Below are 25,686 nucleotides of genomic sequence, written 5' to 3' on the forward strand. Positions count from 1 at the left end.
GACGCGTTGCAGAGATTCCGGGTTGTGTATTCAACCTTCTCTGACAATGAACAGGCTCGAGCTATCGGGGGAAAACTGTTCTTTGCCCCCCACCAGATAAACCACTTCGTAATGATTCAAATGCTCGGCCAGCGACTGTCTTTGCGCTTCGCTGAGTCTGCTCTGGAAGTCCGGGTTGGCAAGTTCGGAGCCGACGACTGTGTAACGAGGAATGGGCGTCTGTGTAACTGGGGTCAACCTCAGTACGAAAATGGCGGCGACATCTTCTCGGTGAAAAATCATCACGTCCTCGCCACTCGGGTGCGGGTGCCTGTTCGGATTGATGCTGTAACCGCTCAGACCAAGAATCCTTTCGAACAAGTCGCGTGAACTCGAGGCACTTGGCATCGAATCCTGTTGGTGGGCGTCGAAGTCCAGACGCTGCAAACGGTTCGACGTAAGCGCCGGCAACGTGAGCAGCCCTCCGGCATATTGGTCATGATGCTGTGCGGGCAATCTGGGCAGCAGCATCAACGGGTCGGAAAGAGTGTGCTGTGGCATCGCCCCGTTGACTCTGTCTGTCCAATGGCGAAACGTCAGGGTCATCGCGGAAAGTCCGGCGGCATCAATCCCTTCAGGCGTGGACACGCGATCAAATACGGCTCTGGCGAGGTTATTTACCGAATGTTCGGACAGATAGCTCAGGGCGGTGGATACATATTGCGTTGGCGACATTTCGAACGGCGCGTGGTTGTCCAGAACCCTCCACTGGCCATTGCGTTTCAGCGCCCATTTAGGCTGCATCGAGGATTCATGGCGTAGCATGTTTTCAAATTCGTCGAAACCTTCGGGTTTAAACCTCGGGTGTTGCAGATAAACCAGCTCGGTGTCAGCGTGTAAAACCTGCTTTACCAGTGGGTAGTGCAATCCCTCGATTTCTATGGACTCACTCGTTTCCGGTTTTGTGGCTTTGCCCCAGTTTTTCCACTGCGCTACGGACAAGTCCAATGCGGCTGTTTGATGGGCTGACAGACGCTCGACCAGCACGTTTGTAGTCGCTGCGACGTCGACTTCCGGGACTCGGTGCGAGCGATTGCTCGGACCGGGTATGGCGTCGGTCGTTTCGGTGGACGCTGGATCGGTTGCGGCTTGATGGTGGTGTCGCGGCCCGTCGATTTCACGCCACCGCTTGGTGCCCGGAATCCGTTCAACCCATTTACCCGTTGGAGTCGCCTCCCCGGCATGTGTCTGTCGCCAGCCGTGCGCAGTGTTTCCCACCATGATCATGCCGTCGTCCATTTCGACATACGCTTTATTGTGCTTGTCGTATCGAAACCCCTCTGCCGTGCCTGGCTGTAACTTCAGTTGGCTCGCCGACTCGGCGTTGATAAACCCCGAGTGTTGCGCTTGCTCTCTGGTGGAGGTGCTTGCGACAGCAGCCTGCCGGCTTTCCCTGAAATGCAGGGACACCCAGTCGGCTGCGTGTGATTGACGCGAACCCTCAGGGTAGTGGTGGATGGTGATTGTGGGGCGCGGGGAAGTTACAGCTGGTAAGGGGTTAACGGTGACCGTGCGGGGCGCGGTTATTGTCGGTAAAGAGCTTGAAGACGCGCCGGTTGCGGCAGGCAGATTGACGGCACCTGTAGCAGGATGAGTGATTTCGCCGGTAGTTGGTCCGAGAGGATTGCCTGAATGTTCGATGGGGGCCCCGGACGAATCGGGCGAAAGCGTGCGCGGAATTTTCCTGGGGGGCTTTGCCATTGAATGACTCCTTGAGATTGTTGATCCAGTCGTTTGCATAGGGGTGGAGGAGCCATTGTCGGGAAAAGATCTTCCGGCCGTGCGGTACATATGTATTGCATTGTCAGCGTTTGCCGCACGATGTTGCGTAATCCGGCGCAAGTGTAAAAACTCTCATGGCAGCGTCGCCGGCGAGAGTTTTTACATCGACCTTCACCGCTCTCTGAGGATGAACACGGATTCGGGATTCGACTGGACGTTCAATACGCCACCGATCAGCCATACCAATTTGTTTTGTGCCGCGGCGGTTGTCAGGGCTTGCAACGCGTCGGCGCCGATTCTGGCCGGCAAGTCCGGGTCTGCCAGCTCATTGCCTGGGGTATGGGACAGGCCGATATATTCCACCGCACCCAGTTTCAGAAAGTAGATCTGGTCATGGGGTTCACGTCGCAGTACCAGGGTTGGCTTACGGTGTTCATACGTCAGGGGAAAGACGTCGTAGCCGCTTCGAACCAACAAGGCGCCCAGCAGGCGCCTGAGGTTCAGATCTGTCGGGTAGGCTTTGTAGTGGTTCCACTCGACAGGAAAGTACTTGGGATCGAACGTTAGCCGTTCCAGTTCGCTGTCGATCTGGGAGGGCATCCGGATAAGTTTTTTCCCCTCGAAATCGATGGATGGCGCCACCGCCAGCATGTTCAGCGGGTCCGCATAAGCCGGTGCGGAGGGAAAGGGGTTCTGCTTCCACTGATGTAGCACGGCTTGAATATTGACCAGTCCGGTGCCGGTAATCATTGGCGAGTTGCCCGCGAGTTCGAACAGTTTTCTGGCGACGGCATATGCAGTGGGATCAGAAAAGTCGGGAAACGCTCTGGCAACCGACTGCGATATCGGTTCAGAAAAAAAACGTTTACCGGGGTTGATTTCTCCCGGATCGTTACCTATGCGAAACGTCGCAACAGGCTGTAACGAGGGCGCCGTGTAGAGCATGTTTTCGAACGCATCGAAGTCTGCTGGCGCGAAGTCGGGATGTTGCACAAAGTAGACTTTAGGTGTGCGGTTGGAGCCGACGGGCACGATGGGATAATGAAACCAGCCAAGTTGAACGGACTCCACCAGCGGTGGTTTGTTCAGATGGCCCCACGGTAACCAGAAAAACGGTGTTTGCTCGGCCGCGGCGCTTGTGTCGGGGGAGGGTGCTGGCACTGGCACTGGCACTGGATCTTCGGGGGGGACGGTCCGTGGGCGTTTGCTTGGGCCAGGTTGCGATTCGTCCACTTCGCCACTCTGCCGAGAGCCGCCCTCGGCAGGACTCTCGCCGGATGGTGAGTCCGTACCCTTTCGACGCCATAGTACTGTTCCGGGAATCTGTTCAAAAAATACATCAGGCGAGTTTCTGCTCGTCACCGAGGCAAGTTGATACTCACCTTGTTGGTTTTTCCGGACCATGACCGTGCCCTTCGCTGTATCGACGAAGGTATGTTTGAGTTTGTTGTAACGGATGCCACTCGTTGATAGCTCTGCTCTGGTCAGCGTTGTGGCGTCCTCGGGTGTCAGGTAAGAGATGGTTTGTGGCGTGGCAGGCGTACTGGGCCGAGACTCTGTCGATTGCCAGCCGGGGCGCTGAATGTGCCAACTGGCCTGGCCTTCGATCCTGGTCAGCACCGGTCCGGGAACACCAGGCGCAAAGGTCAATGGAACGTAATAGTTGCCCTGCAAATCCCGTTCGACAACGAACCGGCCTTCGCTGCCGATTTGTGCGTAGGTCCTCTGATCCGGTCCGGTGAACAAACCGGTGTTTTCTCCGCTCGGCGTCAGCTCGTGCAATCGGTCCTGAGGCCAGGCGATTGCGCTGCGGGCGGTTCTGTATTCGTTGACGATGACGGCGGGCGACCGATTGGTGGAGGTGCCGGGAGGCGGCGATCCCGGGGACGAATCAAGGCTCGACAGTAGGGTGTCAGGTAAGTTTGTGGTAACACGGCTACCCGAGCCTGACTGCACAGTTCTTGTTGTAGCAGTCGTATCGGCGGGTGTTGTCACTTGAGCTTTCTTGGGTGGTTTGGGCATGTGAAATTACTCGTTGAAGGAGGGGCGCGGACCGCACGAAAGTGCCTCGCCGCATTTTTCAGGCGCACTCGTCTACATCCCGGAGAGTCCAGGTTGGGAAACGATGGCGAAGTTCGATTACTTCAACTTCGGAGCGCGCGCGTGGTTATCGGGTTTGCCTGATGTGCGGCGTGTTAAGTGCCAGGCTCATTGAAGAGGTTGAGATCTTGATGGCTGCAGCGGTTGATTACCCTTAGGCGGGAGTACTCAACGCGGGATTTGTCGCTGCGCAGTATCCAGCCGTGCGCGGGAAAGCTGTAACTCAGCGCCCCGGGCCGGTTGTCGTCGAGGATAATGTTTCTCACTTTGGCCGCTTTATTGGCCATTGCCGCAAAGACTTCCGGCAAGGCTTTTGTCGGGTCGGGTTCTTCAAAGAACCGTGCATCCAGGCCGTCCAGGTAAACCCTGTCGAAGGACAAATCGACGATATGGACGACTCCTTTTTGGGTGATGACGCGTACCTGATCGATCAGGTCTTCGCTTTCGTAATCGGGTAGATGAACAATGCAGGTGCCGACATGCAACTGGTTGTTTTCCAGCCTGATCTCGACCTTGCCAAGTGTTGTCGCGTCAAGATCCCAGGTAGACGAGTAAGGCAATCTGGCTGGAGCGTTCGCAAGTGCCCCCGGGGTCGAGAGTCTGATCGCGATGTCGGCCACCAGATGAATCAGGTACGTGGCGCCACTGCCTTCAAGATTCTGGATCGAGGTTTGTTCGGGGTAGGAAAAAAGCGAACCGCATCCTGCCCTGTCGAATTCGAAGGGCTTGGAATCCGGCAGTTCAAAAGGGGTCTGGTCTGTGCGACGTGGCAACGGCAGTGACATCTGCATCAGCCAACGATCAAAGCCATACGGGTTATGGCTTTCAAGGGGGCAAATATCGGTTTCAGGTGTAAGACCTGCATTGACAGGAATACCACCCTTAAAAATGAGCACGACCCGGTAGTTGGGATATGCGGCCATGGTTCTCAGGATTCTGGTCATGTTTCTGGGGTCGGATCCACCTTGCGCGTAGGCAAAATTTCTGAACTTTATTGTGTTTTGGCCAAAGTGATAAAGCAGGTCACAGCCAGCAAAGAGCTCTCGATTATTTTTCCACTCGCCAGAGCCAAAGTGCGCTTCAACTTTTGTGAGTTCGCTTAAGTCGTAATCCAGATGCAGGCGGACTACTGCCTCGGCACGTTTTATGGACCAGAATGTCGTATTTTTTCTGGACCTTGGCAGGTAATAACTCGCTTCTCGTTGATGCTCGATCGAGCACTCGGAAGCGTGGAGGATTAGTGGTCTTTCTGGAGTACCTTTTTTCACAACGACGACCTTGACCTCAAGATCCTGGCCGTTTTCGATATTGGCGGGCAGTTCAGATGCGTCAGGCAGTTTTAAGAAGTAGCCATCGCTGGTCATGAACGTCAGTTTATTATTCTGTGGGACGAAGTTTTCTGCGCTTTTCTTATATACGTGTTTAATGATCACCACACTTTTCGGGGTGTCCGCGAATGGGAACCGTGAACTGATGATCAGTGAGCCATCCTCGATTAGCCAACTATCGATCAGTTCATATTTCCAGTTGAGCAAGATAATACTTTCTTCTGCGCCATCTTCTATGATGGTGATCCGGCCCGGTTTATGCTCAATGATGTATTCGTCAACGCCTGCTTCGCCAGCGGCAGTTGCTCCCGTGTGCGACAGATGGATTTGATCGTTCCCGGCACCCGCATTGATCGTGTCCTCGCCACGTGAATTAATAATGTTGCGATGTTCTGAACCGATCACAACACTGATGGCGCCACTTACGGTTTCGACATTTTCAATACTTTCCAAGAGGCTGTGGAGGGTATGTTTTTCGCCACCTTCGGCAGATGGGGCGGTCTCTAATAGCTGCAGGGTTTGGGCGAGTAAATCGACGTGATAACCTTTTTTATCTCTGCGACGGGTGTAGTTGTTCCCGGCCAGGACAAGGGTGTCGGTACCTGCGCCACCTTTCAGTGTCGAGTATTCAATTACCGGGATATCCTTTACCAGAAGATCACCTGCGCCCTCAAACACGAAGCGATCGTTTTTGTCCCCGCCCGTCAGCTGTTTCTTTCCCGATCGGTAATGAAAGCTGTTTGGCTTGTTCTCAACGCCCTTGATCGAATCCTGACCATCGCTGATGAACCAAAGAATGCCCTTGTGTTCGGCAGATGTTCCCAGCTCTGCGCCAGGGGTGTCTTTGGTAACACCGCTGCGGGCATCAATGACATCATCGCCCCCCTTGATCTCGGGGACTTGTATCGTTTCCCAACTGTCTTGTTTGGTCCACCAGTTGCGCTTGCGCACCAGGGATGGTTTGAGGTGGACTTCGAATTTGCCGTTCACAATGGCTTCGGTGGTGTCCTTTAATTGGCCATCCAGGAGTTTTCTGGCTGTTAACTGCAATTGTGTCGCGTGTTGCAAGCTGGTTTTAGCCAGCAGATAACGGTTCTGCACGGCCTCGTCGGGTTCCATCATGCAGAACGAGAACCAGCCTGTACGCCAGCGTTCGTCCAGTGTCAGTTCGATGTAGTCATCAATGTCGTCAACAATGCGGACTGCGCCATAAATTTGCGATCCGATGGCTAGGATGGCTCCCGCCGCCAAGCCTACTGGACCTGCAAATGAAAACCCTGCCAACGCGGCGGTGCCAAGGATGACGGTCATGGCCGCGCTGGTAATACTCAGGCCAGCACTCACGTAGTGATCCATGGCTTGTTTGCCGGTTGCATTTTCTGCGGCATTGATCGATCTGACGGCGGTGAAGATATCGAACGGCAATGTCAGTGCACCACCGATCAGCCCGCCGGAACGGCCGAGCCTCAGCGCAAAACGGGTTTTGGCAAAATCCAGCAGGGCGCCTTGTCCGGCCGAAAGCATATTGGAGGCAATTTTGCTGACGGCAATATCAACGGCGATGGAAGCGACTTCGGTGCCAATACCCACGCTGTTGATTGCAACTTCAGTGGTATTGTCAGCTTTGATAGCATCCACCACACCGCGCAAACCCATGAATATGCCGAAACCTTGAATGCCGACACTGGAACCAAGCGTCGCATAACTTTTTGCCATTGCCACCCAGCGGGGATTATGTTTGGGCAAGTTTGCGTGATACAGGTCAAGTTTCTGAGCGGAGCCTAATAGCTTAACCAGTTTGCTGCGGTAATTATCTTTGTCTGCAGTGACTTGCGAATTTTCTCCTATCAAGTGCGGGGCGGTCAGTGGGCGTTCGCTGGCCATTTCGAAAAGCAGTGTGGTCAATAAATAGCTGTCTTGGCCCGTTGACGTCTTCATGTAGTGTTCAATATCGACAGCACTAAATTGCAACGAGTTGATGAAAGATCGCTTGGGAACCCGGAAAAAGGTGTTCTTGCCGTTAAGTGGATGGCCGTCAACCGTAGCGCCTAATGCATCAAGAGATGCTCGAGTTATTGAGATGCTGCCGATTTGCAGCGGGCCGAATACTGAGTCGGCGAGTTTCAACTGATCTACTTTGCTTGTTCTTTTTGTGTTGCTGTGTTTGAGATCAATGGTTGAAACATTATGCTCATTGCGTTCAAAACGCATGTCTGTGATGACCACAGCATCTGCGACTTCTGCAGTTTCCAATGACGCTTTGCGTATCATGGTGGCCATCTGAACTTCCTTGTTCTGGCAAGTTTTTATTAACGCTAGGCGTGATACTACGATCGATTTCCGGACGATGTACATCAACGGGTTGTTGCTGTGTATTGCGCTTGAGGAATGCAGTTGTTGAGGCGGGAATAGGGGGCGAGCAATCCCGGCGGCCGCTGCGAAACTCCAGCGCGAAGCCTTGGCAGCAGCAGCGAGGGTGCTGGACCTGGAATTGCACCGTCAGTCAGCGGCGCTGGAAAGACACTTTGCCGATCTGCCTGCGTGGAACACGCCGCAGGGTGGGCTGTTGCGGCGCAGCTGGGAAAACGGCCTGGAAACAATAACCGGGCTGAGGGCTGGTTTATTTATGCTCTGACGCCGTTTTGCCAGTGGCTCGATTATCGGGCAGCGACAGTGGCGGCGCGCGCTTTGTTCTGATGTTCGCAACGCTGCAAAACGTTCAGCTGCGAATAAGTTATTTCCCGAGATTTGTTACTGTCCAGAATCCATTTGCGGTTCGCCAGGTTGTACTTCAGTCTGCCTCGAGTACCGTCGCTCATTGCAACATTGCGCACGTACAGCTCGCGTTGAGCCAGCGCAGAAAACTCTTCGGGCAAATCTTCCATAGACGGCGGGTCAAAATATCTGGCGTCGAGGCTGTCGATATAAACCCGGTCGAAAGTCAGGTCTACGGTGTGTACCACGCCTTTTGGCCCGATGACAAAAATCTGGTCAATCAGATCTTCGGGGCCGTACTGCGGTAAATGCAGGGTAACCGTTCCGATGTACAGCTGATTTCCCGTCAGGACGATTTTGAAGTCTTTGATCTGCGTCGCATCGATTTCCCAGGTGGATGAGTTGTCCAGCCGAGTTTCGGCAGTCGCCAGGCCGCCCGGCGTCGAAATCCGAAATACTCTGTTCTCGACCAAATGGATCACATAGGTGGCACCTGCACCTGCAATGTTTTCGATCGCAGTTTGTTCGGTTATAGGCAAGAACCCGATACAGGAAGAAGCGTGATCCAGTTTCTCCGGGTAGGTTTCGGGTATTTCGAAAACCTCGTTGTCGTGGGTTCTCAGCGGGAAACGCAAGTTATGGCTGGTCAGTGTATTGGCGACAACGCTGTGTTTATAGTGTGCCGGAGGTACGGCGTACTCCTTTTCCAGGATCAGCGTATGGGATTTTCCATCGCGAAATACCAGCTTATAGCCATGAGTAGAGACGCTGGCTGCGAGGTTTTTCAGGGCAGCATCAAGCGTCGTTTCTGCATACTGGCCGACTCCGGCAATCTGCAACAGGTTTTCACCGAAGTAAAACAGAAAATCTGCCGAGACATTGATCTTGTCCTTGTCCGCCGCTGCGTTCTTCAAAATGGACGGGGTGGTGGCAAAGGCAACATGCGCACTGGTCAATTCGGCGTAATCGTAATCAAGGAAGATGCGGGTGCCGAAAGTGGAATCGGGGGATCTGCCGGTAATGAATTGAGTGTGCTGGTTGTAGCGTTGAAGGTAAAAGTGGGTATTTTGCCGGGTGGGCACCTGACACACTGCTGCGTGGACAATGGTCGTTGGTTCAGGGCGTCCCTGCTTGGTCTTTTCTGCGCTTATCTTAACGGGATCGTCGTGCTCGATTGTTTCAGGCAGATCCGGCTTCAGGTGATATCCATCGCGAGTAGTGATTATTAATTTGTCATTGTGCAACACCCGACGGCCGTCGGTTTTTTTGTACACGTTATCGATGGCTATTCTGCTTCGGCGACCGTAATGAAAGTCGAAGCTCACTTCGATGGAAAGACGACATCTGTCCACCTCCCATTTCTCGATCTGGTCCATTCGCCAACCCAACGATATCCTGCTTTCGTCGACGCCATCTTCCGAGATGAGAACTGAACCCTCCGCCAATTCCACGTGATAAAAATCCACTCCCGATTCACCGAATGCGGTGGCGTTTGCCTTGTACAGATAAATCAAGTCGTTACCGGCGCCAGCATTGATGGTGTCCGCGCCTCTTGAGGTAATCACGTTTGATGCAGCGGTGCCCGTGACGACGCTTCTTCCGTCTTGCAGCGTCTGAACGTTCTCAATGCTTTCGAGCAGTGCCTTGAAGGAGTACGTCTCGCCATCCACTACAGACGCGTCCGGGTTCGGCTTATAGGTTTGCAAGGTGCCCGCCACCAGATCGATGTCGTAGCCGCGACCAGTGTCCGGATGCGACTGGATGCCATCCATGATCAAGGTATCGCTGCCGGCACCGCCCTTGAGTCGGGAAAACTCACTGCTTTCGATATGTCTTGCCAGGTCATCCGCTGCATCCTGGGCAATGAACCTGTCATCTTTATCGCCTCCCGCCAGATCCTTTACGCCTTCTCCGTAATAAAAGGCATTGGGCTTTTGCGCAACGCCGGTGATGGTGTCCTTGCCACTACCGATCAACCACAAAATACCTTTGGTTTCCCCCGGGGTACCCAGTACTGCGCCAGGGGTTTCAGCCGTTACGCCGTCGCGAGCATCAATGGTATCGTCAAGGCCGACCACCTCCGGGACGTAGACAATCGGCATGGTTTCGACCCCCCACCAGTGCTTTACGCGCTCGCGTCTTTTCTTCAGGCGATCTTCATAGCTGCCGTACACGACGGCTTCGATGCTGTCCCTTTGCGTCTCGTCGAGTATCTGTTTGGCGGTTGCCTGCATTCGTTTGGCGGTTTCGATTTTGGCTTTGGCCAGTTCGTAACGATTTTTGATGTCCTGGTCTATGTCCATCAACGGCACAAAGGAAAACCATCCGGTGCGCCAACGCTCTTCAACGGTGAGTTCGATGTAGTCATCGATTTCATCCACCATGCGTACCGCGCCGTAGACTTGCGATCCAATCGCCATCAGCGCACCCGCGGCGAGGCCGACCGGGCCGGCGAAGGAGAAACCGGCCATGGCGGCGCTACCGAGAATGACAGTCATGGCGGCACTGGCGATGTTCAAACCGCCGCTGACATAATGATCCAAGGCCTCTTTGCCGGTTTTATTGCTGGCTGCGTTGAATTCTCTGACGGCGCTGACGACATCGAACGGCAGTGTGAATATGCCGCCGATGAGTCCTCCGGACCGACCCAGGCGGATCCCGGCGCGGGTTTTGATGAAGTCCTTCAATGCGCCATTGCCGGCCTCGATCATGCGCTGGCCAACTTTGGTCACGGCTACGTCGGTGATGATCGAGACCACCTCTGTGCCGATCCCGACGCTGTTGAAGATGATCTCATCCTTGTCATTGCGCTTCACGGCATCGTGAATACCGCGAATTCCCATGAATATGCCAAAAGCCTGAATACCGACGCTGGCGCCGATCATGGAATGGTTCTTGATGATGAGCCAGCTCGGGTTTTTGCGATTGGCTGAATAGGACAAATGCAAATCGAGGGTTTGGGCCGAGCTCAACAGGCGAGCCATTTTTTTTGCGTATCCACTATCGTCGACACTTGCCGCAACGTCTTCTCTGATGACCGGCGGGGCAGTGGCCGGGCGCAGATTGGCGAGTTCGAACAGAAATGAAGGCAGTAAGTAGTCATCACCGAAAGTGGAAATTTTCATGCGCTTTTCGATGGCGGGATAGCTGAGTTGCAGGGCGTTGACGAAAGATCGACTGGGCTGGCGAAACTGTGTGTTATGACCGGTCAGCGGCTGGCCATCGATGGTCGCTCCCAACGCATCCAGGGCCCGGCGTGTCACGGTGTACGAACCTATTTTGAACGGTCCGAACAGATCGTCGAGCACCTTTAGCTGACCGGGCTTTCGTTGACCGGTCGAGGCAGATGTATTTTCCGTCACATCGGTGCCTGTAGCTTCGAAGTCGATCGTGTCGGCGGTGCGTTCATTGGTGTGCATGCCGATGTCCAACACTTCGACGGTGTCATTTTGGGCATAAGTGTTTTTAACAGTTGTGGCTTTTGACATTGAAACTTCCTTGTTCAAATAGTCTGCAGCATACGGAGCAATGTTGCTGATAGAGATATAACTTCATGTAGTACGAGTAAAGAACCGATGTGTTTCAATTAAAGAAGGGGGTGGAAGCTCGTCTACTTGAGTATTGAGGAATCTGGTTCTTCCAGGCGGGAGTCACTCCGTACTCCCATACAGAACAATGATTTCAGTGTTTTTGGTGAGCCCATGTTCAGCGATTGTGCGTGGTTGTATCGAGGGGCGGAGGAACTTTTTATAACAGTATGTTAAGTGTTGCGAAGTGTTTTTGTTGTCTGCAAGTTTCGAACAGCAGTTTCTGAAAATAAAGGAAGTAGTTTGCCCTGACGCATCCGTCTGGACTTCTCCTGACTAGTGAATGACCTGCTTCGCCACTTGCGTGCGGTATATATGTTTTGAGCTGAAGGCAAACGATGCAAGACGTTGCCGCTGCTTGAGGCCGGTGATCCTCAAGGTTGTGTGTAGCGGGGCGGGCTGATTCCAGGAGGAATGAGCCCGCCAGTGTTTCAATGGCTGCTGAGCAAAGACGCCGCGCCGGCACCACCAAACAAACCGGCACTGATCCGGTTGAACCAGCTCTGGCCTTTCCCACTGCGCAGATAATGTGCGGCGCCATTGGCACCCAGTCCGTAGGCCAGCTTGCAGAGCAGATCAAGCACCGTCCAGGTGGCGATCATCACTAGCAACTGCGGGAGGAACGGTTGTTCGGCGCTGAGAAACTGCGGCAGGAATGCGGCGAAGAACAGGATGTCCTTCGGATTGCTTGCGCCCAGCAAGAAGGCGCGGCCGAACAGCGTACGGAAGCGTGGCACCGGCGCAGCTTGCGGCACTTCGGCACCCACCGATGGCTGACGCGATTGCTGCCAGCTCTGCCAGGCGAGGTAGAACAGGTACAGGGCGCCAACGATTTTCAGGGCGCTGAACAGTTTTTCCGACGCTAGCAATAACGCACCGAGCCCTAGGGCCGAGGCGCTGAGCAGACAGATCGAAGCGCTGACACCGCCGAGGAAGGCCGGGTAAGAACGCCGCAAGCCATAATTCAGGCTGTTGCTGATCATCAACAGCGACAGTGGCCCCGGAATCAGGATCACCACCAGCGCAGCACCACTGAACAGCAGCCAGGTTTCCAGACTCATCACTTTCCTCCTTTTTTGTTGTACTCAAGAATGTGCAAAAGCCCCACCCGCGAGGGTGAGGCTGTTTTGACGCTTGAACCGCGTGACGCTTACAAGAAGATGAACTTGGCGATGAAGATCGCGCAGAGCACCCACAGGCTCACGGAAATTTCTTTGTATTTACCGGTGCCGGCCTTCAGCGCGACATAAGTAATGAAGCCCAGCGCGATACCGTCGGCGACCGAAAAGGTCAGTGGCATCATGATCGCGGTGACGATGGCCGGGATGGCGTCAGTCGCTTCGTCCCATTCGATGTGAGCCATACCGCCCATCATCAGCATCGCAACGTAGATCAAAGCACCGGCGGTGGCGTAAGCGGGAATCATGCCGGCCAGCGGTGCGAAAAACATCGCCGCTATAAATAGCACACCTACGGTGACTGCGGTAAGACCAGTCCGACCGCCAGCAGCCACGCCGGCAGCACTTTCTACATAGCTGGTGACAGGTGGAACGCCGACCACGGCGCCGAAGACGCTGGAGGCACTGTCGGCTTTCATTGCGCGGGAGAGGTTTTCGATACGGCCGTCGGCATTGACCAGATTGGCGCGCTGGGCAACGCCCATCAGCGTGCCGGCGGTGTCGAACATGTGCACAAAGAGGAAGGCGAGTACCACGCTGATCATGCTGACGTTAAACACACCGGCAACATTCATGGCCATGAAGGTCGGGGCCAGGCTCGGCGGGGTCGACATGATTCCTTCGTAGTGCACGATGCCCAGGCCCCAACCGGCCAGGGTCACGGTGATGATGCTGATGAGGATTGCGCCGAAGACTCGGTGATAGCTGAGGATGGCGATCATCAGAAAGCAGATGGCCGCGAGCAGTGGGCCCGGTTCACGCAGGGAGCCGAGTTTGATCAGGGTCGCTGGACTATCGACGACGATGCCGGCGGTTTTCAGACCGATCAGGCCAAGGAACAGACCGACACCTGCACCCATCGCAAAGCGCAGGCTGACCGGAATGCTGTTGAGCAACCACTCACGAATCCGCGAGAAAGTCAGGATCATGAACAGCACACCGGAGACGAATACCGCACCCAGCGCAGTTTCCCAGTTGTAGCCCATGGTGCCGACCACGGTATAAGTGAAGAACGCGTTGAGGCCCATACCTGGCGCCAGACCCACTGGCCAGTTGGCGTACAGGCCCATCAACAGGCAGCCCAGTGCAGCGGCGATACAGGTGGCGACGAAGGCTGCACCGTGATCGATCCCGGCATCGGCCATGATGTTCGGGTTGACGAAGATGATGTATGCCATGGTGATGAAGGTTGTCAGACCGGCAATCAGCTCGGTCTTCACCGTGGTGCCGTGCAAGCTGAGTTTGAACAGACGTTCCAGCAGACCACTGCGTAATGGTGGCGAGAGGTCCAGCGTCGATGCTTCGGATTTGCGGCTTTCCACAGCGAGTACTCCTCAAGAGTTTTATTGTTATTTCCAGGGCCGGACCCATGAGGGGTGGCAGCGGCCCTTTGAGGCATACGCGAATTTGTTGACCATGCGGTCAGGAACTCGCACGCTGTGGATTATGCTTTTGTGTACAAATAAAGCAAATATTGTTTTTGGTTTTGTTTACGAAAGTTCCGTCGATAGGGATATATCGCCTGCACTGGCCCCTTCGCGAGCAGGCTCGCTCCCACATTTGAAATGCGTTCCTCTGTGGGAGCGAGCCTGCTCGCGAAGAAGCAGTCCCATTCAATCGAGAACTGCCTGACTGTTCCCCAACGCCAGATTCACCGCCAACCAGCCATTCACTGCCGCTTCCCCGGCCTCGGCAAACACCCGCTCCAGCAATTTCACCTGCTCACGGCGCAACGCCTGCTCAAATTTCGCACCTTCCGCCGTCAACTCCAGCAGCCGCTTACGCTTGTCAGCCGCGGACGCCACGCTGTCGACCAGATGCATTTCCTGCAACTGCCGCAACGGCATGTTCAAGGCTTGTTTGCTGACGCCGAGCAATCCAAGCAATTCCTTCACGCTCAAATTCGGGTATCGAGCGATGAAAAACACAATGCGCTGATGTACCCGCGAGAGCCCACGGCGCTCGAGCATTTCATCAGCCTTGGCGGTGAAGGCCTGATAGCCGAAGAAAAACGCTTCCATCGCCTGTTGTTGGCTTGCAGGGTTTTTAAGGTCAAGCATGTTGACGTACTCGCTCAAGCTGTCGTAATTTCAGTCAACCAGTTTGACTCATTTTTCGCATCCCTTGCCACCGGTGACTTCCATGGCTTTTTCCGAACGTGTCTCACGCCTTAAAAGTTCTTTGATCCGTGAAATCCTTGCCGCCGCCCAACGACCGCAGGTGATGTCGTTCGCTGGCGGTTTGCCGGCCGAAGCCATGCTGCCCAAGGTCGAGTGGGCCGACATGCCGCTGGCGCTCGGCCAATACGGCATGAGCGAAGGCGAACCGGCGTTGCGCGAAGCGTTGGCGGCAGAGGCGAGGGCGCTTGGCCTGGATTGCTCGGCGAGTCAGGTTCTGGTGGTCAGTGGTTCCCAGCAAACCCTCGATCTGGCAGCCAAGTTGTACATCGACAAGGGCACGGAAATTTTGCTGGAGGCGCCGACCTATCTCGCCGCGCTGCAAATCTTTCAGCTGTTCGGCGCCGATTGCCTGACCGTGCCGCAGGAGTCCGACGGTCCGAATCTGGCGCAATTGCGCGAGCGTCTGGAGCAGCATCGTCCGGCGTTCATCTATCTGATTCCAACATTCCAGAACCCGTCCGCTGTCCGCTACAGCGAGGCCAAACGTGCTGCCGTCGCCGCATTGCTCGATGAATTCGGCGTCACCCTGATCGAAGATGAACCCTATCGTGAACTGACTTTCGATGGCGGTAGCGCCAAACCGATTGCCGGGCGTCTGAAGAAGGCGAGCTGGATTTACACCGGCACCGTGTCGAAAACCCTGCTGCCTGGTTTGCGTGTTGGCTACCTGATTGCCAGTCCCGATCTGTTCCCGCATCTGCTTAAGCTCAAGCAATCGGCGGATCTGCACACCAACCGCATCGGTCAGTGGCAGGCGCTGCAATGGATCGGCACGGAGAAATATCAGCAGCACTTGAGCGAATTGCGAGGGTTCTATCGGCAGCGGCGGGACGCGTTTCAAGCAGCGTTGGCAAGGCACTTTGCTGATTTGGCCGACTGGAACATGCCGCAGGGCGGGCTGTTTTTCTGGCTGACGTTGAAGCAACCGCTGGATACGCGAACGTTGCTCAATGAGGCATTGGCCAATGATGTGGCGTTTATGCCAGGGGAACCGTTCTTTCCCGATCCGGATAACAATCTTGGGCATTTGCGCCTGAATTTCAGCCATATCGATCCGGCGCGGCTGGATGAAGGTTTGAAGCGATTAGCGGCGGTGGTGCGGCGGGCGCAGGTAGATAAAGCGGCTTGAAAACAAATAAACCGGCTCACAGGCCGGTTTATTTTTTAACTGGGATTTGCGGTGGCTGAGAGGGCCTCTTCGCGAGCAGGCTCGCTCCCACAATGGAAATGCATTCTAAGGGTGGGAGCGAGCCTGCTCGCGAAGGCGTCATCAATCCACCCCATAATCTTCAGACCGCAGCAAAGCGCTTATCAAGATAATCAATAATCACCTTGGACTCATACATCCAGGTGGTCTGGCCATTCTCTTCAATCCGTAGGCAAGGCACCTTGATCCGGCCACCCTGTTCCAGCAGGGCCTGACGATCCTGCTCGTTGTTCTTCGCATCCTTCAGCGCCACCGGCACATTCAAACGACGCAGCGTGCGGCGGGTTTTCACGCAGAACGGGCATGCATGGAACTGATACAGAGTCAGGCCTTGCGCGGCAGCATTGACCTGGGCCTGAGTTTCGGCAGGACGCTGTTTCTTGCCCGGGCGGGTGATGAAGTCGATGAAGATAACCAGTTGGCCGAGGCCGACACGAAGCGCTTTGACGAACACGTTTAAAGCCTCACGGTGCAAATTGAGAAAGGCGCGCAGCTTACCCGATTTTTCACAGGCGAAAAAAAACTGGCGATGAATGCCGGTTTTTTCTTCTTACAGCAAATTACTTGATGAGGCTGAGGAATTCGCTGCGGGTCGCGGCGTTTTCGCGGAACTCGCCGAGCATCACCGAGGTGATCATCGACGAATTCTGCTTCTCGACACCGCGCATCATCATGCACATGTGCTTGGCTTCGATCACCACCGCTACGCCCAGCGCGCCGGTGACTTGCATCACTGCATCGGCGATCTGGCGGCTGAGGTTTTCCTGGATTTGCAGGCGGCGGGCGTACATGTCGACGATTCGCGCGACCTTCGACAGGCCCAGCACTTTGCCGCTCGGGATATACGCGACGTGCGCCTTGCCGATGAACGGCAGCAGGTGGTGTTCGCACAACGAGTACAACTCGATGTCCTTGACCAGCACCATTTCGCTGTTATCGGAGCTGAACAAGGCACCGTTGGTGACTTCTTCGAGCGTCTGTTCATAACCGCGGCAGAGGTACTGCATGGCTTTGGCGGCACGCTTTGGCGTGTCGAGCAGGCCCTCGCGGGACACGTCCTCGCCCAATTGGCCGAGAATCGCGGTGTAATTCTGTTCCAGGGACATGAAACTACCTGTGGGGATTTTCGCAAAGGGCAAGGGTACGGTGGCGGACACAACCCTGCAAGTTCGGTGTAACGCGATTATTCGTCGCGGCCTTCCATCATGGTGCGTTTAAGCATCACGTAAACCGCGCCGGCGCCGCCGTGTTTCGCCTGACACGAGCAGAAACCCAGCACTTGGGCATGCTGGCGCAACCAGGTGTTGACGTGGCTTTTGATCATCGGCCGCTTGCCGTCCAGGCGCACAGCCTTGCCGTGGGTGACGCGCACGCAGCGGATTTCGAATTTGGTCGCTTCGGCGAGAAACGCCCAGAGCGTTTCGCGGGCCTTTTCTACGCTCATGCCATGCAGGTCGAGGCTGCCTTCGAACGGAATCTGGCCGACCTTGAGCTTGCGCATCTGACTTTCCTGCACGCCGTCGCGCGCCCACATCAACTCGTCTTCCGGGCCGACGTCGATCACGAACTGATCGGACAGGCCATCCACGGTAGCGGTGTCGGTACGCACGGTGGCGGATTGGCGCAGCTTGGCGATCTGTGCGCGGTCAGCCTTGGGTTTGCCGGTGTCGGCGCGGTCGTGCTTGATCGGCTTGACGCCTTGGATTGCACTTTTGAACAGGGAAAAATCGTCGTCTTGCATGTCAGCCTCCGCGAAGGGCGGCCAGTTTACCCAAGTCGAAACAAAACGGCCCGGCAAAAAGCCAGGCCGGTGAGTCAGTCGTGTTTTTTCATCAGATGCGGGGACATGTTCAGTTCCCGCGATTGCCGTGCGCGACGGCGGCAGCGCCGCCACAGGGCGACGCCGAAATACAGAAACAGCAAACCGACTGCCAGAATGATTGCCGAGCCCATTGGCGTAGCGTTCAAGTCGCCGAGCGCTGGCGGGCGCCCGAGGAGACTGGCGGCCCCGGCCATCGCCAGCAGCACACCGAACGTCGCCAGAATGGCGGCGATCGCCGCGCCGAATCGAAATCGCCAGTTGCTTTGGCCTTTGGGCCGCAAGCGGCGTGCGTCAAATCCATCGGATAACTTCATTCCGACCTTCCTCAATGGGTATCGGCCCTTCGACCGGGAGTTGACCGGGTTGTTCCTGAGGCTATGGCATTTGCGGCAAATGAGAGGACTTTGCGGATGAGCGGCGCCGTGAGCCGCTCATCAGAGCAGATCAGATCAGGTCTTGAGTCAGTGCGAGCGTGGCGAAATTGTCCGCCATGATCGCCATTTCGGCTTCCTGCACCACGGCGGCGCTGAGCACGCGGCCCTTGAATGGCAGGTCGCGGGTGGCACAGGCGTCTTCCACCAGGGTGCAACGGAAGCCCAGGTTTTTCGCTGCACGTACGGTGGTGCTGACGCTGGAGTGGCTCATGAAACCGCAGACGATCAAGTCCAGCGAGCCAAGGTTTTGCAAACGATCGAGCAACTCGGTGCCGTGGAACGCGCTCGGCAGCAGTTTGCCGATAATGGTTTCATCGCCCTGTGGTTCGAGACCGGGGATGAATTCGCCGCGTTCGCCCTGCGGGTCGAACAGGCCACCGACGGTGCCGAGATGACGCACGTGCACGATCGGCCGACCGGCTGCACGGGCTGCGGCAACCACTTGTTTGATGTTCGCGACGGCCGCGTCCATGCCGCTCAGGGCCAGCGGGCCACTGAGATATTCTTTCTGGGCATCGATAATGACCACGGTGGCATGACTCAGTGTGGCCGCTGCGTAACCGCGACCACTGAGTTGAAACATCGTTTTTGGAACGGACATTCTGGGGCTCCTTGGGGTGGGGCTTTTGCGACATTGTCCTCTGGCTGAGCGGTTCTGTGAATCGCTACCATCGTAGGCACCGTCGTTATTGGCCTGCAGCCTTGTCAAGTTACACGTTCTGTTCAATAGGCGATGCAAAAAACAGAAAACTCCTACCGTCGCCGCGATGTTTTTCCTGCGTCGTCGTCAGGCGTTTTGGCTGGTAGAATCGCCAGTCGTTTTTTCTGGAGTTCTGCGCCGTGATCACTTCCCGACTTCGTACCCTGCGTGACCATATCCGTTGGGCCGTCAGCCGCTTCCATGGGGAGGATCTGTTTTTCGGCCATGGCACCGATAATGCCTGGGACGAAGCCCGGCAGTTGGTGCTGGGTGCCTTGCACCTGCCGTGGGAAATCGCTGACAGCTACCTCGATTGCGCGCTGGAGGACGACGAGTTGGTTAACCTGCAACGCCTGCTCAAGCGCCGCATCGAAGAGCGCATTCCCACCGCGTATCTGTTGGGCGAGGCGTGGTTCTGCGGCATGTCGTTCATCGTCGACGAACGCGTATTGATCCCGCGTTCGCCAATCGGTGAGCTGATCGAAAACCGCTTTGCGCCGTGGATCGGCACCGAGCCTGCGCGCATTCTCGACCTGTGCACCGGTTCCGGTTGCATCGGCATTGCCTGCGCCTACGAGTTCCAGAACGCCGAAGTGGTGCTGGCCGACCTGTCGTTCGAAGCACTGGAAGTGGCTAACCAGAACATCGAGCGGCATGGCGTCGATGAACGTGTCTACACCGTGCAGGGCGATGGTTTCGATGGCTTGCCGGGTCAGCGTTTCGACCTGATCGTGTCGAACCCGCCTTACGTGGACGCGGAAGATTTCGCTGACATGCCGGACGAATATCAGCATGAGCCCGAGCTGGGACTGGCTTGCGGTGATGATGGTCTGAACCTGGTTCGACGCATGCTTGCTGAAGCGGCCGATCATCTGACCGAGAAGGGCTTGCTGATTGTCGAAGTGGGCAACAGCCAGGTGCACGTTGACGCGCTGTACCCGGAAGTCGATTTTGCCTGGCTGGAATTCGAACGCGGTGGGCATGGTGTGTTCATGCTGACAGCGGAGCAGTGCCGCGATCATCAGGCCTTGTTCGCTTCCCGCGTCTAAAGGCTAAAAGCTTCGTCGGAGCGCCGCCCGGAGCAGGCTCGCTCCCACAGGGAAATGCATTCCAGGGTGGGAGCGAGCTTGCTCGCGAATGGCCGCGACGCGGTTTCAAGCGATCAGCGGTGCGTAGCAATCCAGATCAACAACCCCGCCTGAAACACCGCAAACGCCACCAGACAGGTAATGGTGAAACGCAACCCGGCATCTTCACGCTTGAACTTGCTGACCTTCTCGTCCTGCTTCTTCAGCTTCACTTCCTGCTCGGCCAGATTCTGTTCGGCCTGCTGAAGCATCTGCGCTGCCTCGAGAATCTCGACAATCTGCAGCTTCTCGCTGTTCCAGTCACCGAGCAAATCGCCGACCTGCACTTCCTTGACGCTGCCCTTCAGATGCTGGGCATCGGCGTACACCACATCAAAACCATGCACGCGCAGGAAGTGATCGCGACGCAGACGGGTGTCTTCGTTCAGCGCGTCCTTGTTGTTCAAGTCCATGCCGTCGACGGTGTAGGCGGGCCAGCGTTTTTTCGCCCAGTTGATGCCTTGTGCGGCCATGAAACGGCCGATGCCACGGTTCAACGGTTCGATCTGCAAACCGCTGTCCGGGCCGAAGCTCACCCGCTTGGTGGTGTGATCGACCCACACATCGAGATGATTCTGCTCTTTGCGAACACGCTGGCTCGGCAGCTTGATCGCCATGCGCATCAGGCTTTTTTCCTTGCTGTTGCGTTCGGCGTAACCGAATTCGACAAAGCGCAACGGCCGCCCGCCAGTGTTGCGGTCGGTTTGCAGCGGGGCCAGGCGGAGCATCTTGTGGTGCTCGACGTGGACATCCGCCCACGGCAGCTCGGCCGCTGGTGGTGCGTCTTTTTCAGCGGTGGTGTCGGGTGAAGTCTGGGTATCAGTCATAACGGCGAGATCCTGTCCAAGCCCTGCTTGTCGCCAGCTGTTGCGCTGGCGACAAAGGCTTATCGGCCGTTTCTGTCAGGACTAGAGGGCAAACAACGGTTAACGGGTGCGAAGTCCGTCAATAAACTCAATGATCTTCGCACCGAGTTCCGCCGCCAGCGGCAAATTCGGATCCTTGTACGATGCCAATTGCCGCTTCATATCGTTTTGGACGATGCGCATGACGTGGTTCATGCCCTCGATCACCGCCAGTTCGGCGTCGGGTTTGGCGGCTTTCAGCGCCTGCGCATCGCCAACGCCGACCTGCATGTCGTTGCTGCCCTGAACAATCAGTGCCGGCATCTTCAGTTGCGCGAACGCTTTTGCCGGATCCTGGCGGAACAGCGAAATCAGATACGGCTGCACGCTCGGGCGGAAAATCACCTGCAACGGCTGCGGGACATTGTCGTCGGTGTGGCCGGCCTTGAGGCTGTCGAGCAGTTCGTTACTGCGCAGCATCAGCGGCGGCGGCAGGCTGCGGGCCAGCTGCTCGCGGATCACCTGATCGACCGGGCGGGCGCTGCCGGACAGGGAAATCACCGCTGCGGCATCGACTTTCGGCGCAGCGAGACTGGCAATCAGCGCGCCTTCACTGTGGCCGAGCAGGATCAGTTTGCCGAAACGCGGGTCGGCCTTGAGTTTCTGCCCCCACGCCACTGCGTCCGCCGCATAGGCCTCCACCGACAAATTGCGCTCATCGGGTGTCGCCGCCAGGCTCGCGGCCACCCCGCGCTTGTCGTAACGCACGCTGGCGATGTTGTGTTTGGCCAGCACCCACGCCAGGCGCTTGAGGCTGTCGTTGCGCCCGCCGTCGGGGTTGTTTCCGTCGCGATCCGTAGGACCTGAGCCAGAAATGATCAGGACAACCGGCACCGGGTTGTCGGACTTCGGCAGCAACAGCGAGCCGAAAAGCTCACCGGTACCGGTATCCAAAGTGACCGGACGTTGTAGGACCGTCGCTTGGGCAAAGCCTGTAAAGAGGGTAAGACTCAAGATCAAAACTCGCAGCATCATCACGCCATCATTCGCCAAGGTGCCGGTTGGACTCGCCAGCACCACTAAGGTTCGAGGATGAACTACTCGGTTAGCCTGCGTATACTGGCGCGCATCACGAATTTGGGTTTGATTTCACGGAGCGTCCTGCATGTCCGGCAATACCTACGGCAAGTTGTTCACTGTCACCACCGCTGGCGAAAGCCATGGTCCGGCGTTGGTCGCCATTGTCGACGGCTGCCCGCCGGGCCTGGAGATCTCCCTCGAAGACCTGCAGCGCGATCTCGATCGCCGCAAGCCCGGCACCAGCCGCCACACCACCCAGCGTCAGGAAGCCGACGAAGTCGAAATCCTCTCCGGCGTGTTCGAAGGGCGCACCACCGGTTGCTCGATCGGCCTGCTGATCCGCAACACCGACCAGAAGTCCAAGGACTATTCGGCGATCAAGGATCTGTTCCGCCCGGCCCACGCTGACTACACCTACCACCACAAATACGGTGAGCGCGATTACCGTGGCGGTGGCCGCAGCTCGGCGCGCGAAACTGCGATGCGCGTAGCGGCCGGTGCGATTGCCAAGAAATACCTGGCCAGCCAAGGCATCGTGATTCGTGGCTACATGAGCCAGCTCGGCCCGATCGAAATCCCGTTCAAGACCTGGGACTCGGTGGAAGAGAACGCCTTCTTCAGCCCCGATCCAGACAAAGTCCCTGAGCTGGAAGCCTACATGGACCAATTGCGTCGCGACCAGGATTCGGTCGGCGCAAAAATCACCGTGGTTGCCGAAGGCGTGATGCCCGGTCTGGGCGAGCCGATTTTCGACCGTCTCGACGCCGAGCTGGCTCACGCGCTGATGAGCATCAACGCGGTCAAAGGCGTGGAAATCGGCGCCGGTTTCGCTTCGGTGGCCCAACGCGGCACCGAGCACCGCGATGAAATGACCCCGGAAGGCTTCCTCAGCAATAACGCCGGCGGCATCCTCGGTGGTATCTCGTCCGGTCAGCCGATCGTTGCCCATCTGGCCTTGAAGCCAACATCGAGCATCACCACTCCGGGCCGTTCGATTGACATCCACGGCAATCCGGTCGACGTGATTACCAAGGGCCGTCACGATCCGTGCGTCGGCATCCGCGCCACGCCGATTGCCGAAGCGATGATGGCCATCGTGCTGATGGATCACTTGTTGCGCCACCGTGGTCAGAACGCCGATGTGCGCGTGAGCACCCCGGTGCTGGGTCAGCTTTGATGGCAGGCCTTGAAGCCGTCGCGGCATAACCGGCGTGACGGCGCTCCCTTACTGGCGACTGTCCAGTTTCTATCTGTTCTACTTCGCCTTGCTCGGTTCGACAGCGCCGTTTCTGGCGCTGTACTTCGACCACCTCGGATTCAGTCCGGCGCGGATTGGTGAGCTGGTCGCCATCCCGATGCTGATGCGCTGCGTGGCGCCGAACATCTGGGGCTGGCTTGGCGATTACACCGGCAAACGCCTGGCCATCGTGCGCTTCGGCGCGGTGTGCACACTGCTGACCTTCTCGTTGATTTTCGTCAGCAAGACCTACGCCTGGCTGGCGATGGTCATGGCGCTGCATGCGTTCTTCTGGCACGCGGTGCTGCCGCAGTTCGAAGTCATCACTTTGGCGCATCTGCAAGGGCAGACCTCACGGTATAGCCAGATTCGCTTGTGGGGTTCGATCGGTTTCATCATCACCGTGGTTGTACTGGGCCGGCTGTTCGAGTGGCTCAGCCTCGACATCTACCCGGCGGCGCTGGTGCTGATCATGGCCGGCATCGTCCTCAGCAGTTTGTGGGTGCCGAACGCGCAACCGCCGCAAGGCAATCGGCCGAGCGGCGAGGGTTTCCTCAAGCAACTGCGTAATCCCGGCGTGCTGGCGTTTTATGGCTGCGTGGCGCTGATGCAGATGAGCCACGGCCCGTATTACACCTTTCTGACCTTGCATCTGGAACGACTGGGATACGCGCGCGGCACCATCGGCATGCTCTGGGCCGTGGGTGTGGTTGCCGAAGTGCTGATGTTCATGGCGATGAGCCGAATTCTTGCGCGGTTTTCCCTGCGCCGCGTATTGATGGCAAGTTTTCTGCTGGCGGCGCTGCGCTGGTTGCTGCTAGGTTCGTTCGCCGAGTTTCTGTGGGTGCTGTTGTTCGCTCAGGTTCTGCACGCGGCAACCTTCGGCAGTTTTCACGCCGCTGCCATCGCCTTCGTGCAACGTAGCTTCGGCGCCCGCCAGCAAGGGCAGGGCCAGGCGCTGTACGCGGCGCTGGCCGGCACCGGCGGTGCGCTCGGCGCGTTGTATTCCGGTTACAGCTGGAATGCCCTCGGCGCAACATTGACCTTTAGTATTGCCAGTCTCGCAGCGCTCGCTGCTGCCGTTATCATTGCCACACGTATGCAAGAGGACAGGCCATGAGCCTTACGCGTGAACAGCTCGCCCAGCAAATCGTCGACGCCGGGCGCTTTCTTTATGGTCGCGGCTGGTCGCCGGCCACCAGTAGCAACTACTCGACGCGCCTGTCGCCGAGCGAAGCGCTGCTGACCGTGTCGGGCAAGCACAAGGGCCAGTTGGGTCTGGACGATGTGCTCGCCACCGACCTTTCCGGCAACAGCCTGGAACCGGGCAAGAAGCCCTCTGCCGAAACCTTGCTGCACACCCAGCTCTACAGCTGGCGACCAGAGATCGGCGCGGTGCTGCACACCCATTCGGTGAATGCCACGGTGTTGTCGCGCCTGACCCCGCAAGACTTCATCGAATTCGAAGATTACGAACTGCAAAAAGCCTTCAGCGGCATCTCGACCCACGAATCGCGGGTGCGCGTGCCGATTTTCGACAACGATCAGGACATTGCGCGCCTCGCCGCCAAGGTGCAGCCTTGGCTCGACGCTCATCCCGATTGCGTCGGTTATCTGATTCGCGGTCACGGCCTCTACACCTGGGGCGCGCAGATGAGCGACGCGCTGCGGCAGATCGAGGCCTTTGAATTTCTGTTTGAATGCGAGTTGAAAACCCGCAGCGTCATGAACCGCCAAGGCTGACTTCACCGGAAGTAGCCCATTTGCCTGATGAAATGCTGTGCCCGACCGGTCTGCAAGAACCGGACGGCAAGGCCGATACCGAGGAATTGCCCCAATGAGCAGCCTGTCCGTCTATCACGTCACAAGCCCTGACATTCCGAACAAGGTGCTGACCCACTTCGAAGACATCGCCTCGACCCTGGCCGAACAAGGCGTGCGCTTCGACCGCTGGCAAGCCGCAGCAAAGATCCAGCCCGGTGCCACCCAGGAAGAAGTGATCAGCGCTTATAAAGAACAGATCGACCAACTGATGACCGAGCGCGGTTACATCACCGTCGACGTCGTCAGCCTGAACAGCGATCACCCGCAAAAAGCCGAACTGCGCGCCAAGTTTCTCGAAGAGCATCGCCATGGCGAAGACGAAGTCAGATTTTTCGTCGCCGGCCGTGGCCTGTTTACTCTGCACATCGACGATTACGTCTACGCCGTCCTCTGCGAGAAGAATGACTTGATCTCCGTGCCGGCCGGCACCAAGCACTGGTTCGACATGGGCGAGCATCCGCACTTCGTGGCGATCCGTTTGTTCAATAACCCTGAAGGCTGGGTTGCCAACTTCACCGGCGAAGACATCGCCGGTCGTTTCCCGCGTCTGGAGGACTGATT

20 protein-coding genes are annotated in these 25,686 nt (G+C 56.8%); 6 read left to right on the plus strand and 14 right to left on the minus strand.

Annotated elements, in window-relative coordinates; genetic code table 11:
• Positions 1 to 30: 30 nt before the first annotated feature.
• The 7 genes from ACRRSD_RS24055 to ACRRSD_RS24085 form a co-directional block, all read right to left on the minus strand.
• Positions 31 to 1,740 carry a hypothetical protein gene (locus ACRRSD_RS24055; RefSeq protein WP_435035712.1) on the minus strand — a complete coding sequence of 570 codons (1,710 nt, stop codon included), beginning with the start codon at positions 1,738 to 1,740 and terminating at the stop codon, positions 31 to 33.
• A gap of 192 nt (positions 1,741 to 1,932) precedes the next feature.
• Complete coding sequence (locus ACRRSD_RS24060) at positions 1,933 to 3,783, minus strand: hypothetical protein (RefSeq protein ID WP_435035713.1); 1,851 nt, start codon at positions 3,781 to 3,783, stop codon at positions 1,933 to 1,935.
• Positions 3,784 to 3,956: 173 nt separating this feature from the next.
• A complete protein-coding gene (locus ACRRSD_RS24065) occupies positions 3,957 to 7,469 on the minus strand; it encodes a calcium-binding protein (protein WP_435035715.1) in 3,513 nt (1,170 codons plus the stop codon).
• 377 nt (positions 7,470 to 7,846) lie between these two features.
• A complete protein-coding gene (locus ACRRSD_RS24070; protein WP_435035716.1) occupies positions 7,847 to 11,392 on the minus strand; it encodes a calcium-binding protein in 3,546 nt (1,181 codons plus the stop codon).
• 530 nt (positions 11,393 to 11,922) lie between these two features.
• Entirely contained in the window at positions 11,923 to 12,552 is a 630-nt protein-coding gene (locus ACRRSD_RS24075; protein WP_435035718.1) for a LysE family translocator, read from the minus strand.
• Between the two features lie 89 nt (positions 12,553 to 12,641).
• The gene (locus tag ACRRSD_RS24080) at positions 12,642 to 13,991 is read right to left on the minus strand and encodes an NCS2 family permease (protein WP_007914003.1); all 1,350 of its coding nucleotides are present in this window, start codon (positions 13,989 to 13,991) and stop codon (positions 12,642 to 12,644) included.
• Positions 13,992 to 14,282: 291 nt separating this feature from the next.
• Complete coding sequence (locus tag ACRRSD_RS24085; RefSeq protein ID WP_435035720.1) at positions 14,283 to 14,729, minus strand: MarR family winged helix-turn-helix transcriptional regulator; 447 nt, start codon at positions 14,727 to 14,729, stop codon at positions 14,283 to 14,285.
• Between the two features lie 82 nt (positions 14,730 to 14,811).
• Between ACRRSD_RS24085 and ACRRSD_RS24090 the strand changes: the two genes are divergently transcribed.
• Positions 14,812 to 15,978: a PLP-dependent aminotransferase family protein gene (locus tag ACRRSD_RS24090; protein WP_435035721.1), complete on the plus strand. Its 1,167-nt coding sequence runs from the start codon at positions 14,812 to 14,814 to the stop codon at positions 15,976 to 15,978.
• A 160-nt stretch (positions 15,979 to 16,138) separates the two neighbouring features.
• On the opposite strand, the gene ACRRSD_RS24095 is transcribed toward ACRRSD_RS24090, so the two are convergent.
• The 5 genes from ACRRSD_RS24095 to ACRRSD_RS24115 all read right to left on the minus strand — a co-directional run bounded on the left by ACRRSD_RS24095 (position 16,139) and on the right by ACRRSD_RS24115 (position 18,913).
• On the minus strand, positions 16,139 to 16,510 hold the full coding sequence (locus ACRRSD_RS24095; RefSeq protein ID WP_095120114.1) for a glutaredoxin family protein: 372 nt from the start codon (positions 16,508 to 16,510) through the stop codon (positions 16,139 to 16,141).
• Positions 16,511 to 16,616: 106 nt separating this feature from the next.
• Positions 16,617 to 17,162, minus strand: coding sequence for a GTP cyclohydrolase I FolE (gene folE / locus ACRRSD_RS24100; protein WP_003442011.1), 546 nt, complete (start codon positions 17,160 to 17,162; stop codon positions 16,617 to 16,619).
• A gap of 77 nt (positions 17,163 to 17,239) precedes the next feature.
• Entirely contained in the window at positions 17,240 to 17,797 is a 558-nt protein-coding gene (locus tag ACRRSD_RS24105; RefSeq protein ID WP_127926454.1) for a Smr/MutS family protein, read from the minus strand.
• Positions 17,798 to 17,871: 74 nt separating this feature from the next.
• Positions 17,872 to 18,192 (minus strand): hypothetical protein, encoded by a 321-nt coding sequence (locus tag ACRRSD_RS24110; RefSeq protein WP_007914024.1) that lies wholly within the window; start codon positions 18,190 to 18,192, stop codon positions 17,872 to 17,874.
• Between the two features lie 130 nt (positions 18,193 to 18,322).
• Positions 18,323 to 18,913 carry a cysteine hydrolase family protein gene (locus ACRRSD_RS24115; protein ID WP_007914026.1) on the minus strand — a complete coding sequence of 197 codons (591 nt, stop codon included), beginning with the start codon at positions 18,911 to 18,913 and terminating at the stop codon, positions 18,323 to 18,325.
• 239 nt (positions 18,914 to 19,152) lie between these two features.
• On the opposite strand from ACRRSD_RS24115, the gene prmB reads away from it, so the two are divergent.
• On the plus strand, positions 19,153 to 20,061 hold the full coding sequence (prmB, locus tag ACRRSD_RS24120) for a 50S ribosomal protein L3 N(5)-glutamine methyltransferase (protein WP_122605429.1): 909 nt from the start codon (positions 19,153 to 19,155) through the stop codon (positions 20,059 to 20,061).
• A 113-nt stretch (positions 20,062 to 20,174) separates the two neighbouring features.
• On the opposite strand, the gene ACRRSD_RS24125 is transcribed toward prmB, so the two are convergent.
• Together ACRRSD_RS24125 and ACRRSD_RS24130 are read right to left on the minus strand one after the other, a co-directional pair.
• Positions 20,175 to 20,966 carry a hypothetical protein gene (locus ACRRSD_RS24125; RefSeq protein ID WP_273915232.1) on the minus strand — a complete coding sequence of 264 codons (792 nt, stop codon included), beginning with the start codon at positions 20,964 to 20,966 and terminating at the stop codon, positions 20,175 to 20,177.
• 99 nt (positions 20,967 to 21,065) lie between these two features.
• Entirely contained in the window at positions 21,066 to 22,019 is a 954-nt protein-coding gene (locus ACRRSD_RS24130; protein ID WP_435035724.1) for an alpha/beta hydrolase, read from the minus strand.
• A 130-nt stretch (positions 22,020 to 22,149) separates the two neighbouring features.
• Here ACRRSD_RS24130 and aroC point away from each other — a divergent pair, with 130 nt between their 5' ends.
• The 4 genes from aroC to ACRRSD_RS24150 all read left to right on the plus strand — a co-directional run bounded on the left by aroC (position 22,150) and on the right by ACRRSD_RS24150 (position 25,684).
• Positions 22,150 to 23,241, plus strand: a complete 1,092-nt coding sequence (gene aroC / locus ACRRSD_RS24135; RefSeq protein WP_077571784.1) for a chorismate synthase — start codon at positions 22,150 to 22,152, stop codon at positions 23,239 to 23,241.
• Between the two features lie 34 nt (positions 23,242 to 23,275).
• Complete coding sequence (locus tag ACRRSD_RS24140) at positions 23,276 to 24,421, plus strand: MFS transporter (RefSeq protein ID WP_435035726.1); 1,146 nt, start codon at positions 23,276 to 23,278, stop codon at positions 24,419 to 24,421.
• Positions 24,418 to 25,044 (plus strand): methylthioribulose 1-phosphate dehydratase, encoded by a 627-nt coding sequence (locus tag ACRRSD_RS24145; protein WP_007959997.1) that lies wholly within the window; start codon positions 24,418 to 24,420, stop codon positions 25,042 to 25,044. Before ACRRSD_RS24140 ends, ACRRSD_RS24145 begins: the two co-directional genes overlap by 4 nt.
• Positions 25,045 to 25,138: 94 nt before the next feature.
• Positions 25,139 to 25,684: a 1,2-dihydroxy-3-keto-5-methylthiopentene dioxygenase gene (locus ACRRSD_RS24150; protein ID WP_435035727.1), complete on the plus strand. Its 546-nt coding sequence runs from the start codon at positions 25,139 to 25,141 to the stop codon at positions 25,682 to 25,684.
• The last annotated feature ends 2 nt before the right edge of the window (positions 25,685 to 25,686 follow it).

Origin of the sequence: Pseudomonas neuropathica (genome assembly GCF_051174785.1) — a bacterium.
Classification (GTDB): Bacteria; Pseudomonadota; Gammaproteobacteria; order Pseudomonadales; family Pseudomonadaceae; genus Aquipseudomonas; species Aquipseudomonas neuropathica_A.